The following is a 13,617-nucleotide window of genomic DNA, read 5'->3' as shown; positions in this document are numbered from 1 at the left end:
TAGTGGGGTAGCAAGTGATGACGAGAGATATCCTGCAGGAAGTCCTTCAAAAGATAAAGCCAAGCAAAGAGGAGCGCGAGCTTGTTGAGAGGATAAAGGGCGAGCTCCTAGGCTTGGTTAGAGAGGAGATAGAGAGAGCTGGCTTAGAGGTCAAGCCCTACTTTGTAGGCTCCCTCGCTAAGGATACTTATTTAGCGGGAGACCACGACATAGACTTGTTCCTTGCTTTTCCTCTTGATGTTCCGCTAAATGAGCTCAAGGAAGAAGGATTTAAACTGGCTGAAGCAATAGGGAAGCGCTTGGACTCATATGAAAAGGCCTACGCTGAGCACCCCTACATAAGCGGCAAGTACAAGGGCTTTGACGTTGATTTAGTCCCCTGTTACGATGTTAACTCGTGGAGAGAAGTGAGGACGGCCGTTGACCGCTCCATACTGCACAACCGCTGGGTGCTTAAGCATCTGAACGGAAGAAACGATGAGGTTAGGCTCTTAAAGCGCTTCTTCAAGGGTATTAACGTTTACGGCAGCGAGATTTATGTTAAGGGGTTTTCTGGCTATCTAACAGAGCTTTTGATAATACAGTCCGGCTCCTTCCTGGATGTTTTAAAGAGCGCTGATTTTATGCACAGGAAGAAAATCATAGACCCCGAGGGGTGGCTTAAGAAGGAGAGGGAAAGGGCTTTAAAAACGATAGAGCGTGAAAAAGAGGCACCTCTAATCGTTTTAGACCCTGTTGATCCAAGGAGAAATGTTGCTTCTGCGTTAAGCTGGGAGAAGTTTGCGCGCTTTTACTTCAAGGCTAGGGACTTTCTTGAAAAGCCTAGTATAGAGTTCTTCTTTCCGAAGGAACCTCAAGCTGCTGACTACAGGGAGCTTATCCAAAGGAAGGGCACCCACCTACTAGTTCTCCTCTTTGAGAAGCCCTCATTTATTGACGACGTCCTTCTGCCGCAGCTTGAGAAGAGTGCTAGGGGGCTTTGGAAGGCCGTTGAAAAGGCGGGCTTTAACGTTTACGACGCAAACTGGGGCTATGGGGAGAAAGCTTTCATAATGCTTGAGGTTGAGGGGCTTGAGCGTCCAAAGATAAAAGTCCACCCCGGCCCGGAGTTTTACACCTCTAGGGGCTTAAACTTCTACAAAAAGCACGACATGGTCTGGGTTAGGGGGAGGAATCTGTTCAGCGAAAAACATCAAAAGTCCTATATCGTTGACGTTATAATCGATCTTTTGGAGAAGAACCAGGTGTCTTTGGGAAGGAACCTAAGGGATGCCATTAAAGAGGCGGATATTTTGGTGGATTTTGTCCCACCGGGCCTGAAGAGGGAAGCTTACCTCTTTTTGAGCAAGAAGAAGTGGAACCTTAAATGAAACCTTTTATAACCTGCCCCCGTAAGTAACTTACGGTGGCGTAAGTTGCTTTTCAATCCTATCTTAGAAACTTGAAAAATGGGATGGATAATTGATCCTGTCGTTAAAAAAGTGTTGAGGGAAATATAAAGAAGTTAAAGCTTCCTTCCAAGTCCGATTCCGAGGAGCAGGCCTGCTAAAAGCGCTCCCGATGCATAGATTACTGCCTCGTTTCTCCTCGAATCATCGGTTTGGGTGCTTGTTTCATTTTCTATTGGGGTTTGAGTGCTCGTCGTGTTTATCAAAGGAACAGCTGGCGTAGCTGGGGATTCTATCTTTGGAACGCCCTTATTTTGGAGGAATATTGTGGATGTTTCTTTAGCGTATTGGTAGAAGGTCATTGCTGTTACCAGGTTGTCGATGCCCATTTGCTCCTCATAGCTTTGTGCGAATTCGTAGTAAGCTATTCCCAGAAGGGGGTAGATGCCTTGGCTTTGGGCTATGGCTATGGCGGTCTTTGCGTCCTGCTTCATGCTGTTGAGCTTGTCTCTTAGAACGGTCTCGTTGTCTATACCAATTGTGTCGAGTATTATATTTGCCCTAGCTTGAGCTTCAATTGCCGAGAATAAAGCCGCTGAATACTTACCCTCTTCATAGTAGCTCTCGCCTTTGTCCAATTCGCTGAGCAGATCTTGGAGCGCCGCCTCACCGAACATGGAGGTTATATACGTTACTATAAGTCTTGCATTGTCTAAGTAGTCCCTAGCTACCCCTTTCACAACGTCTCTGCTTATTGCATCGCCATTTGCATACTTCTCTCCTAAGCCCGCCCAGAACTTGGCTGTTTGAAGCCTCTCATATGCAAACGCTCCGTTTCCTATTGCATTCCAGTAATCCCCTTTGTAATAAGCGGCCCAAGCGTCGCTTAAATAGCGTTTTGCCTCTTCGATTCTCTGCTCACTTGCCGCTATTGCCTGGAGCATTGTTATTCCTTGGATTGTCCTGCTTTCCGCTTCTTTTTCAGTGATCTTTATGTCCTCATCGATGCTCTTTAGGAGATTTTCTATATCCCTGTTATCTTGAGCCTCCAAGCTCCACTCAACCGTCCTTATGGTTATCCTTGCTTGGAAGTCCAGGCTTAACGCGGTGTAGTACATCCCTTTATCGATGGCATCCTTTGCGTTCTTTAGCTTTAGATCCGCCTGGTTTAGTGCGCTCCTGAGTAGAGTGTATGAGGAATAGCTAACATCGCTGTCCTTGAGCTTTTGCTCAACCTCTTTGTAGTATTTAGTCGTGTTCTCGTAGTCATTAAGCGCGTCATCTTTCAAAAAGCTGGTATCTATGCTAATGCTCTCGGGGGCTTGAGGCTTCTCTATTCTATGCCCTGTGAAGTAAAAAACCGCATCATAAATGTCTTTAATTTCCTTAACCTCAAGACCCCACCTTTCTTTTGCATACTCTACCACATCGACAGGCTCTACTTTGTTAGTTACTTGTACTAAAGGCCCTATTTGTGTCTGCTCGGTTTGCTGCACCATTTGGATTCTCTGGCCTTCGGGGATTAAGAAGAGCGTTGCACCGACGCTGTGCGCTGCACTAGCTTTCTCTAAAATGCCTCCAACGGGCCCTATAGTGCCGTCGGGATTTATCATGCCTGTCATCATCACGTCATCTCTCAATTTCCACCCCTTTAATGCCGCAATTATTCCTACGGTCATTGTGCCCCCTGCCGAGGGCCCACCTATGGTTGGGGCATCAGACTTTACCTGGATGTAGACGTCATATTTATCCATATCAACCCCTAAAACTTGTCCCGCAACTTGGACCGCTAAACGAGCACTCGCCTGCATGTCCACCTCGGTTAGGGGCCATGTTTCGATATAGACGTGCCCGCTTCCAGGGGCGACGGTTATGGAGAAAGTAGTGGCAACACCAATTAGCTCGCCGTTTGAGGTCTTTGAAACCGCTGGTGCTTTTATTATAACCGTAGTCCCCTCGCTTGGACACTGGGCCAAAGCTAGGGGAGATAAGAGCGATACGATAACTAAAAACAAGAATGCTGCACTGATGGTTTTTCTCATACTTTCACCTCCATTTTTGTGAAGATTCTCTCCTTTAATATCCCTTGTGGTTCATCGTTTGAAATTTTAGATGGATGAACCAAAAAATCTTAATTTGAACCAATAGTTTTAAATATTGAGCACTTGAATATAAACGGGGAGTAAAATGGGGCTCTATTCGTCATTAATCCGGAGAAAATTTAGGAACATTGCGGGAAAGCGTTATGATAGGATATTGAAAGAATATAAGGAGTTTTTGCTTGCTGAAGAGGAAATGGTTCTTCCTGAGATTAGTTCGATTTTAATGCCCCTCGACAGGTTTGTTAAAGATATCCCTCTGGAGCTCTATGAAACGCTCTCATCCTACGATGCGAGAGTTTTACTGGTTTACATCATAGACTCTCAGGTATTTTCGATAATAAACCAAACGTTAAGCAGAGATGCCAGTGAAGAGTTTAAGCGTAAAGAAGAGATTTATGGACTCAAGATTCTCAGGGAGATATCGAGTGAGCTTGAGAATTTTGGATTAAAAGTTCAGACAAGGCTCTTTTTTGGTGATAAGGGTGAAGATGTTATTAAGCTTGCTGCAGATCACGATTTACTTGCCATTTCAAAGGCCTACGGCTCGGAGATAACTAAAACTTCTCCTCTAAGTCCGGTCGCGTTTAAGATTATACAGCACGTGAATATTCCAACTATAATCTATTAGGAGGTGAAAAAATGAACATGGAGGCAGTAGCACTTGCAGTGTTCCTCTTTACCTACGCTCTCATAATGAGCGAAAGGATACACAGAGCAGTAGCGGCAATGTTTGGGGCCTCAATAGTTCTTGTTCTTAGAATAGTCCCCTGGGATAAGCTGCCCACATATCTCGATTTAGACACTATATTCCTTTTGATGGGCATGATGATAATAGTCAACACCGCGAGGAACAGCGGGCTTTTTGAGTATATTGCTATAAAAACGGCGAAGCTTGCTAAAGGAAGCCCCATTAAAGTTTTAATTCTCTTCTCCATTGTCACCGCTGTTGTAAGCTCTGTTCTCGATAACGTAACCACTGTTTTGCTCCTCACGCCCATGCTCATTTACATAGCAAAGCTCATGGAGCTAAACCCGATTCCTTTTCTCCTCTCCGAAATATTCGCCTCCAACATAGGTGGAACTGCGACGCTTATAGGCGACCCTCCAAACATCATGATAGGCTCTGCTGCAAAGCTCAGCTTCAATGACTTTTTGCTTAATATGGGGCCAATAGCATTGATCGATTTGATTTTAACTATTGGATTTGTGTATCTCGCATATAGGAACAGCTTGAAGGTTGATAAAGACAAAAAGAATAAGATTGTTAGGACTTTGGAGCGTTTGGACGAGAAAGCGGCTATAAAGGATTTAACGCTCTTCAGGAAGTCCGTCACCATAATTTTGCTCGTAGTTTTGCTGTTCTTTGTTCATGATAGATTGGGATTGGAGCCGGCAATTGTAGCGCTCTTTGGTGCTTCCCTCATACTCCTCTGGAGCAAGGAGGATCCTGAAGGAATCTTGGAAAAAATTGAGTGGCCCGCTTTGTTTTTCTTTGGAGGCCTCTTTATAATTGTAGGAAGTCTGGAGGAGACGGGAGTAATCTTGCAGGTGGCTCAATGGATGATAAGCCATATACACAGCCAAGGAGGAGCCCTATTTGTAATAAGCTGGTTCTCGGCTTTTGCTTCTGCAATAGTTGACAACATTCCTCTAACCGCAGCTATGATTCCTTTGATAAAGAATATGGGAGCTTCAATGAACATCTATCCCCTCTGGTGGGCGTTAAGTTTAGGAGCTTGTTTGGGTGGTAATGGGACAGCGATAGGAGCTTCAGCCAACGTTGTCGTCATTGGTATAGCTGAGAGGGAAGGGATAAAAATCACATTTGGAGACTTTCTTAAGGTTGGAGCGATAATAATGACGTTAACCGTTGCTGTTGGTGTGGGGATACTTTGGGTTAGATACGTGTGGTGAGGAAGATGAAGATTTTAGTGTTAGTTGATGGTTCAAAGTGGAGCCAAAAAGCGGCTCTGCATGCTATAGCAATCGCAAAAAAGAAGAATGCTAAGGTTATACTGTTCTCTGTCTTGGATAGGAGGGAAGCAAAGGCGATGGCCTTCAGTTTAGGGGCTAGGAGCGGCAAGCTCGATGAGATAAAGAACTATGAGGATAGGATATGGGGTGAGATGAAGGAGAGCATAAACGAGCTTATGAGAGATTTACTGGAGTTCTGCCACAAAGAGAAGGTCAACTGCTCTATGAAGCTGGTTGAGGGTATAGCAAAAGAGGAGATTCTAAAAGAAGCGAACAGCGGAAAATACTCCCTTGTGGTCTTAGGAGCTTATGGAAAGAGCGGAAAAACAAGGATAGGCAGTTTATTGGAGGAGGTTGCTGGGGTTATAAAGCCCCCAATGTTAATTGTTCGCTAAACTATGGCCTCTAAATATTTCACTTCTTTGACCCCTTCCAATTCTGCTATCCTCTCTTTGAGCTCTTCAAAACCTCTCCTCGTTAAAGGTACGAAAATTTTCGCTATAATGTCAAATTGTCCAGTAACTACATAGGCTTCATCGAATTCAAACTCCTCGAGCAGCTTCTTTTGAACCTCTTTCTCTTTTCCAGGCACGGTTTTTAAGATATAAATCCCTAAAGGCACTTCAATCACCTTTCTTGACTATTGCAACGAAGAACAGCCCTAATATCCCTACCTCCACCAACGCCACAGCTACGTTTAAATATTCCAGGTGAATGTTTGGGAATATGAGATGAGCATTTTCCAGGGCTTTCTTTATAGTAAAGAACACAAATGCCAGTAATAGGAAAAGCACACTCTTTAAGTGGCTCTTTTTGTAAGCCCTCCATGATATTAAGGACAGTGCAAAGGCAATTGATATCACAATTAAGTCTAGGACTAAACTCACATGCTCAATCATGTTCCTCACCTTTTATCTCGAGCATTAAATCAATCAGCCTATCCGCAAGCTTATCCCAAAGCTTTGGTCTGTATTCGCTAATTACCCTCACTAGGGTCTCCACATCAAAGTTGGCTTCGTATATTACCTGCCTTCCTCTTCGATTCTTTTTTATTAAGTTCAGCTCTTCCAGCTGGTTCATATGATAGTTTACAGTAGCTTGAGAAAGCTTTAGTAAAGAGGCTATTTCGCTTTGGTTTTTCTTGCCTTCTGAGAGCAGCAGGAGTATTTTTCTTTGGGTTGAAGTAGAGATAGCTCTAATTAAGGGCTCATACTCCTTTTCAAACTCTTTTGGGAAGATGTATCTTTTTCCTCCAATTTTCTTTGAGATTATCAAGTTCTCTTTTTCAAGCACACTCAGGTGATACTGCACAGTTCCTATTCCTAAATTGAGATCCTCCACTAACCTGCGGAAAGTTATCCCCGGGTTTTCTTTGATGTACTGGAGGATGTGCTCTCTCGTGGATGTCATGTTCTTCATCAAAACCTATCTCCTAGTACTTTAATGTGTTTTTGGTACAAATCTCATAGCAAATGATATTCACACCTCAAAATTTTAGAGCACTGTTACCCTTTAATGGACATTGCTGTATGTAAAAGAAAGCCGTACGTGGCTTCTTTAAAATAAAAACTCCCCTAAATATTCTTGTTTGTTATAACATTTCCATACATAACCTTTTGTTTAGAAATAACGGTTTTCCAAGCAGTTTCAGCGAAAGGTTTATATAGGCTATTGCACAAGTATGTATCGCCAATCACCTAAATTGGAGGGATGAACATGGTTGAGCAAGACCCATTTGAAATTGCTGTTAAGCAGCTCGAGAGGGCTGCCCAATATATGGACATAAGTGAAGAGGCTCTTGAGTTTTTAAAGAGGCCACAAAGGATTCTCGAAGTAACAATTCCAGTTGAGATGGACGATGGTTCTGTTAAGGTTTTCACCGGTTTCAGAGTCCAGTACAACTGGGCCCGCGGTCCAACAAAGGGTGGTATTAGATGGCACCCAGATGAGACCCTCAGCACAGTTAAGGCTCTCGCTGCTTGGATGACCTGGAAGACTGCTGTTGTTGACATCCCATACGGTGGAGGTAAGGGTGGAGTTATCTGTAACCCCAAGGAAATGAGCGACAGGGAGAAGGAAAGGCTTGCGAGAGGATACATAAAGGCTATTTATGACATTATCAGCCCATACACAGATGTTCCAGCTCCTGACGTTTACACCAATCCACAGATCATGGGCTGGATGATGGACGAGTATGAGATGCTCGCAAGGAGGAAGACCCCAGCCTTTGGTATCATCACAGGTAAGCCACCAAGCGTTGGTGGTATCGTCGCTAGAATGGACGCTACAGCAAGAGGTGCTGCCTTCACAGTTAGAGAGGCAGCTAAGGCCCTTGGCATGGACCTTAAGGGCAAGACCATCGCTATCCAAGGTTACGGTAACGCCGGTTACTACATGGCCAAGATCATGACAGAAGAGTACGGAATGAAGGTTGTCGCTGTCAGCGACAGTAAGGGCGGCATTTACAACCCAGATGGACTCAACGCTGATGAAGTCCTTGAGTGGAAGAAGAAGAACGGTACAGTTAAGGACTTCCCAGGTGCAACCAACATAACCAACGAAGAATTGCTCGAGCTCGAAGTTGATGTCCTTGCTCCAAGCGCTATTGAGGAAGTCATCACCAAGAAGAACGCCGACAACATCAAGGCTAAGATCGTTGCCGAGCTTGCCAACGGTCCAACCACACCAGAGGCAGATGAGATACTCTATGAGAAGGGCATCCTCGTAATCCCAGACTTCCTCTGTAACGCCGGTGGTGTTACAGTCAGCTACTTCGAGTGGGTGCAAAACATCAACGGCTTCTACTGGACAGTTGAGGAGACAAGAAAGAGGCTTGACGATAAGATGACCAAGGCCTTCTGGGACGTCTACAACACTCACAAGGAGAAAGGCATCAACATGAGAGATGCCGCCTACGTTGTTGCCGTCCAAAGAGTCTACCAAGCCATGCTCGACAGAGGATGGGTCAAGAAGTGATTTCTTTTCCATTCTCTTTTACTTCCTCTTTAAATCTTCACCTAGTATTTTAGACACCCATCTAAAATTCTCAGTATTGTAAAAATTTCAGATTTTTGTTTTATTTCATGTAAATTGAACTAATTTTAGGCAAATTTTTGACAGATATCTAGAGCGGTTGCACTTTCTTTTTAAATCAACCGACAGAATGGCAATTCTTAACTTTCCTAATTTTAATATGTAGTAAATCGTCTTTTGCCGAAATCGACTAGGAGAAAGCTTTTTATATGGTTCACGTGTTTATATGTAATGCAAACATTTGTCTATCGATGTTGTATTTAGTTGAACTTTGCCTAGAGGTGAAATGAAATGGCTGAACAAAGAGATAAATGGGCAACTAAGATTGGTTTGATCTTAGCCATGGCAGGAAACGCAATAGGTCTCGGAAACTTCTGGAGATTCCCGTACCAGGCCGCCAAGAACGGTGGCGGTGCGTTCATGATACCATACTTTGCAGCGCTGTTCCTATTGGGTATACCCATCATGTGGGTCGAGTGGGTTGAAGGTAGATATGGAGGTAAGTACGGCCACGGTACATTGGGACCAACATTCTACTTAATGTCAAGAGAGAGCTTAAAGCCAAGAACCGCATTGATATTTGGTATCATTGGTGGTATGCTGGCATTTTCAGTTACAACACTCCTCAACAGCTATTATCTGCACATCATAGGATGGTCAGCGGCATACACATACTTCAGCGCAACCGGAGCATACTTCGGAAAGGACTCCGTTCAGTTCTTAATTAACTACTTGGGCAACACTGGACAGGTGCTCCTGTTCTGGGGTATCTCAGTGGCACTCTTGGGAGTTGCAGTGGGTCAAGGTGTTAGTAAGGGTATAGAAAGATGGGTTAAGGTTATGATGCCCTTGCTTTATGTGGCAGCTATTCTCCTGGTTCTTAGGTCTTTGACTTTGGGCTCTCCAGTTAAACCAGAATGGAGTGCTATAAAAGGATTTGAGTTCCTCTGGGAGCCAAGACTTAGCGAAGTAACCTGGCAATCTGCTTTAGCCGCTGCTGGACAAATATTCTTCACCCTGAGTTTGGGTATGGGTATCATACAAAACTACGCCTCCTACTTAGGCCCAGAAGACGACGTTGCACTCTCAGGTTTAGCAACAGTTTCACTCAACGAGTTTGCTGAAGTCATATTGGGTGGTTCAATTGCTATACCAATTGCTTTCGCTTACTTGGGTCAAGAAGGTGTCAAAGCGGGTGTAGGTTTAGCTTACATTGCCCTACCAAACGTCTTCATGAACATGCCAGCTGGTCAATTCTTCGGTGCAGTATGGTTCCTATTACTCTGGTTCGCAGGTTTCACATCAGCTATAGCTATGTACAACTATTTAACCGCTCTCTTGGAAGAGGACTTGAAGATAAGCAGAAAGACCGGTGCAATATTCGTGTTCATACTCTACTTGATATTGGGACTTCCAGTGGCTTTAGACCCAACAAAGGCCACATTGGACCTCTACTACTTAACAGAGCTTGACAACTGGGTTGGTTCATACTTACTGGTAATCCTCGGATTCTTCGACATCATAGTTGCCGTATGGCTCTTCAAGCCAGAGAACTTCTGGGAGGAGCTGCACAAGGGTGCATACATTAAGGTTCCAGAGTGGGTTATGATACTCATCAAGTACATAGCCCCAGCATACACATTCATACTGTTGTTCTTCACAACAAAGAGCTACATTGAAAGCGGATACTTCAAGGCAGTGCCAAGCTATGTTGCCAAGCCAGAATTTGCCAACTGGGTATGGCTCGCTAGAGGCATGATGCTCTTCATCCTCATAATAGGTGCAGTAGAAGCATACATGGCAATAAAGAAGAAGTATGGCGAGGAGCTGGAGAAGAACGAGGTCATTATAAGGCTGTGAGGTGGGGAAAATGAAAGGCAGTGCTCTCGCATTTATGGCATTTGCATGGGGAGTAATCCTAATTTGGATGTACTTGGCAATTAGCAAACTGATGAAGGCTGAGCAAAAGGCTTAAAGCCTTCCTATTCTTTTATCTTTTTGGGGGTGAATTCTTGTGAAAAGCATAGAACTTCTTGACCAAATAGTTCAAGTTTTAAAAGAGACGGAAAAGAAAGTTGAAGATTTAAGCTCACTCTCATCAAAGAACAAGGAAAAAGTACTGAAAATGATTAGAGAAGCTGAGGAAAACTTCTCTGCCCTTAAGGATGAGGTGGTTATAGATAACGAGGAGCTCGCAAGCTTCTTCTTAAAGAGAGCGACAAAATTAAAGAATGCCACAAACAATAAAACAATTGAAAGATTAGGTGAGAAGGAATATGTAAAGGATGTTAGGGCAATTTTGAGGTACTCAAAAGCTGCTCCATATGACTTTGCCGGCTATATGAAGTACGTTAATAGAGCATATAAAGCGTATGTGTGGGGTTTGATATCGTTTTTCATCATATCCGGTCTGTTCCCGCTGGGATTTAAGTTCACTTCACTGCTCCTCCTCATACCTGTTTTACTCTCCCTTCTAAGCCTGAAGAAGAGGGGTTATACCGGACTAATGCTGGCATTTGCGGTAACACCAATCCCAATAATCACAGGAGCTTATGCCGTAAACTATGGTATCCACGCTGTAGGAAACCCCGAAGAAATAAACGCGGTTGCACAGGCCTTTGGAACATCCCTCGGCGTAGCGCAGGGAATAATATTCCTCTTCCTGTTGCTGGGATTGATCGATGTGGTGTTCCTAGGGTATGCAACATACATGTTTTACAAACACAGAAGTGCCTTCCTTTGAGCATCTCTTCTTCATTTTTCAATAATTACTCAATGGCTCTACCGCTCTTTTGTTCCAATTTTGGAACAAACTTTTATAAATTTTGGAACAATAATTGTTCACGGTGATATCATGAAAGCGAAGGAAGTTGCTTTAATAGGATTAATGCTGGCTTTAGCGTTAATGCTCCAAGTCTCGCCCTTTAAAATCAAGACACCATGGGGCATGGACATAGACTTCGTGGCAGTTCCAATAATGATTATCTACTTCATTTATAGCTTTAGAGAGTCATTTTTAGGCTTAGCCCTGCTCTTTTTGGGCCTCACACTTATAGCTCAGTCCTCTTGGCTGGGAGCGAGTATGAAGTTCTTTGCAACTTTAAGCGTCCTCTTAGGCCTTGAAATTGCCAAGAGGCTCACAGGCTTCAGCACCTCAAGCTTAAACTCAGCGAAAACTCCAATCTTTATAGTGCTAGCTTTAACATTCGCCGTCCTAATAAGAGCTCCCCTAATGATAGCTATGAATTATTACTACGCTATTCCCATATGGTTCGGCATTCCAAGGGAGCAGGTGATCCCAGTCGTGGAAGAATTCACACACATGCCCTTCTGGCTAGCAATAAGCCTTCCAAATGCAATACAAACGGTAGTTGATGTCATTGGAGGCTTTTTGGTTAGCTTTCCTGTAATCAGGGCTCTCCCGCATGTGGTTAAGGAGTAATCCCTTTCTTTTCTATATATTCCTTCCATTTTTCAGCGTACTCCAAAAAGTACCTATCTCCTGTAGTGTTGTAGAGCCACACCAGAAGTTCTATGTGAAGCCGATGATAGCTTTCACTTGCTCTTAGTCCCTTCACGGAGTACAGGCTCCAATCTCCTGCATCACAATCTTTTAAGGCCTTCTTAACACTCTCAACTCCCTCGTTGAAGAGTTCCAATGCTCTCTCATCCCCTGTGACTTGGTAGTAGTTGTAAAGGCCTTTCATGGTGATTATGTGTCCGTTCAGGACGAGAAATGTTGGATCGAAGTTGTACTCCAAAAACCACGTGCCATAGGTCGTGTTTATTACAAAGCCTTCTTCTCCCTTCAGCTCGAAAGAATTTATTAAGAGCTGTGCCTTTTCAAGATAAGTTTCATTCTTTGTGATGTTGTAAGCTTTTGCATAGAGTCCAGCAGCAATTCCTTGAGAAAAGGAGGAAACCCATGGGATGCTCGAGTTCCGGTAATGGAAGTAAATCTTAAAGAGTGCATATCTCTCTCCATTGAGCTCTTCGACTTCCATAAGGCTATCAAGCTCGTTTAAGAGGGCAATACCTTTTTCATAATCTCTCCTATTGAAGTATGAGGTTATCCAATTGACTGCGGTAACGGGGTATGGGTAAAATCCCCTACCTTTATAATAGACGAAGGGCAGCTTGCTTTGGAATTTGCCCTCTATTTTAGGTATAAATTCGTAAGGCGTTTCATTCGAGAATGCAACGATGTAGTAGCTTTTGTTGGGAGATGTGTGGTTTGAGTAGTAGGCGTTGTTTGCTTCGAGTGTTAGCGTGAGTATTTTAAGTTCTGTTTCGGTAAGCTCCCGTTCTCTTCCTAAATCGGCAAATGCTCTGATTGGATAGCTCAAATCTATGTAAGAGCGGTAGTAAGCATAGTTCCCCGTTGAGTTAAACTCTTCGAGAAGTTTTTCTCTAAGTCTTTGGTTTTCTCTTATTGCTTCAACAAGCTCTCTGTGATCATCTTTTGTGAGAACTGAGGCCCTAACGAGCAGAACATCTTCATCTTTCATTGGAGAATTGTAGATATTTCCTATCTTGATTTTATAATTCTCGCTCTCTTTGATGATCCTAAGCCCAATTGTAACCCCACCTTCTTGTACCTTAACATTAGTAGAGAGGCTCTCGCTTATTCTGTGTGTGGTGTTGGAAGCATCTACAATACGGCCGGTAACTCTAAAGCTTAAGGTGTACTCCCCTTTTTCCATTTTACTCATGTTGAAGGCTTTGACAGGCGATACTACATCATCAACCACAATACTTCCGAAAGAAAAGTTTCCAAGCGTTAGGTTCTCTATATAGAGTTCAAGCGAGTGTACTTTAAAAACCTCTTCTGAGCTCTCTATTTTAAAGTAGAGTTCAAAATGCTCGACGATATCCCGTGAGGACACATTAATGCATGCGGAGGACATGACAAAAATCACAATTATAAGGGCTGAGGCATGTTTTTTCATACTATTCATGTTGGTTAAATATGAACTTGGAATTTAAATAATTTTCGTGTCTGAATCGCTGCTAACATACGTGAAAAATAATGAAGGAATTTTAATACGCATATGCATAGTTATATTTGCCAAAGGTTAGGCAATGGTTAATCGCTGGACTCAAAAAAGCAGTGGAATAAA

General features: G+C 43.4%; 13 protein-coding genes. 8 read left to right on the top strand and 5 right to left on the bottom strand.

The window, feature by feature from the left end; all coding sequences use genetic code 11:
- Positions 1-17 precede the first annotated feature (17 nt).
- The gene (gene cca, locus PAP_RS09540; protein ID WP_048165786.1) at positions 18-1,370 is read left to right on the top strand and encodes a CCA tRNA nucleotidyltransferase; all 1,353 of its coding nucleotides are present in this window, start codon (positions 18-20) and stop codon (positions 1,368-1,370) included.
- A 134-nt stretch (positions 1,371-1,504) separates the two neighbouring features.
- Here cca and PAP_RS09535 read toward each other — a convergent pair whose 3' ends face one another.
- A complete protein-coding gene (locus PAP_RS09535) occupies positions 1,505-3,430 on the bottom strand; it encodes a S16 family serine protease (RefSeq protein WP_048165785.1) in 1,926 nt (641 codons plus the stop codon).
- A gap of 145 nt (positions 3,431-3,575) precedes the next feature.
- Between PAP_RS09535 and PAP_RS09530 the strand changes: the two genes are divergently transcribed.
- The 3 genes from PAP_RS09530 to PAP_RS09520 are packed head-to-tail and all read left to right on the top strand — an operon-like array spanning position 3,576 to position 5,859.
- The gene (locus tag PAP_RS09530; protein WP_048165784.1) at positions 3,576-4,118 is read left to right on the top strand and encodes a universal stress protein; all 543 of its coding nucleotides are present in this window, start codon (positions 3,576-3,578) and stop codon (positions 4,116-4,118) included.
- 11 nt (positions 4,119-4,129) lie between these two features.
- Positions 4,130-5,404: an ArsB/NhaD family transporter gene (locus PAP_RS09525; RefSeq protein ID WP_048165783.1), complete on the top strand. Its 1,275-nt coding sequence runs from the start codon at positions 4,130-4,132 to the stop codon at positions 5,402-5,404.
- Between the two features lie 5 nt (positions 5,405-5,409).
- A complete protein-coding gene (locus PAP_RS09520; protein WP_048165782.1) occupies positions 5,410-5,859 on the top strand; it encodes a universal stress protein in 450 nt (149 codons plus the stop codon).
- Here PAP_RS09520 and PAP_RS09515 read toward each other — a convergent pair.
- Genes PAP_RS09515 through PAP_RS09505 form a run of 3 tightly spaced genes read right to left on the bottom strand, consistent with a single transcriptional unit; the run spans position 5,856 to position 6,883 of the window.
- Positions 5,856-6,086, bottom strand: coding sequence for an Lrp/AsnC ligand binding domain-containing protein (locus PAP_RS09515; RefSeq protein WP_048165781.1), 231 nt, complete (start codon positions 6,084-6,086; stop codon positions 5,856-5,858). The two genes, PAP_RS09520 and PAP_RS09515, sit on opposite strands and share 4 nt — an antisense overlap.
- A 1-nt stretch (position 6,087) precedes the next feature.
- A complete protein-coding gene (locus PAP_RS09510) occupies positions 6,088-6,363 on the bottom strand; it encodes a hypothetical protein (RefSeq protein WP_048165780.1) in 276 nt (91 codons plus the stop codon).
- A complete protein-coding gene (locus PAP_RS09505) occupies positions 6,356-6,883 on the bottom strand; it encodes a winged helix-turn-helix transcriptional regulator (RefSeq protein ID WP_236626990.1) in 528 nt (175 codons plus the stop codon). Before PAP_RS09505 ends, PAP_RS09510 begins: the two co-directional genes overlap by 8 nt.
- Before the next feature lie 297 nt (positions 6,884-7,180).
- Here PAP_RS09505 and gdhA point away from each other — a divergent pair, with 297 nt between their 5' ends.
- The 4 genes from gdhA (at position 7,181) to PAP_RS09485 (ending at position 11,939) form a co-directional block, all read left to right on the top strand.
- A complete protein-coding gene (gene gdhA, locus PAP_RS09500) occupies positions 7,181-8,440 on the top strand; it encodes a glutamate dehydrogenase (RefSeq protein ID WP_048165779.1) in 1,260 nt (419 codons plus the stop codon).
- 348 nt (positions 8,441-8,788) lie between these two features.
- The gene (locus PAP_RS09495) at positions 8,789-10,357 is read left to right on the top strand and encodes a sodium-dependent transporter (RefSeq protein ID WP_048165778.1); all 1,569 of its coding nucleotides are present in this window, start codon (positions 8,789-8,791) and stop codon (positions 10,355-10,357) included.
- Positions 10,358-10,511: 154 nt separating this feature from the next.
- Complete coding sequence (locus PAP_RS09490) at positions 10,512-11,240, top strand: alpha-glucosidase (protein WP_048165777.1); 729 nt, start codon at positions 10,512-10,514, stop codon at positions 11,238-11,240.
- A gap of 111 nt (positions 11,241-11,351) precedes the next feature.
- Complete coding sequence (locus PAP_RS09485) at positions 11,352-11,939, top strand: ECF transporter S component (protein WP_048165776.1); 588 nt, start codon at positions 11,352-11,354, stop codon at positions 11,937-11,939.
- Here PAP_RS09485 and PAP_RS09480 read toward each other — a convergent pair.
- Positions 11,929-13,455, bottom strand: coding sequence for a D-glucuronyl C5-epimerase family protein (locus PAP_RS09480; RefSeq protein WP_084177557.1), 1,527 nt, complete (start codon positions 13,453-13,455; stop codon positions 11,929-11,931). The genes PAP_RS09485 and PAP_RS09480 overlap by 11 nt on opposite strands.
- Positions 13,456-13,617 lie beyond the last annotated feature (162 nt).

Source organism: Palaeococcus pacificus DY20341 (genome assembly GCF_000725425.1).
GTDB lineage: Archaea > Methanobacteriota_B > Thermococci > Thermococcales > Thermococcaceae > Palaeococcus > Palaeococcus pacificus.
This window is presented reverse-complemented; position numbering and strand designations above follow the sequence as displayed.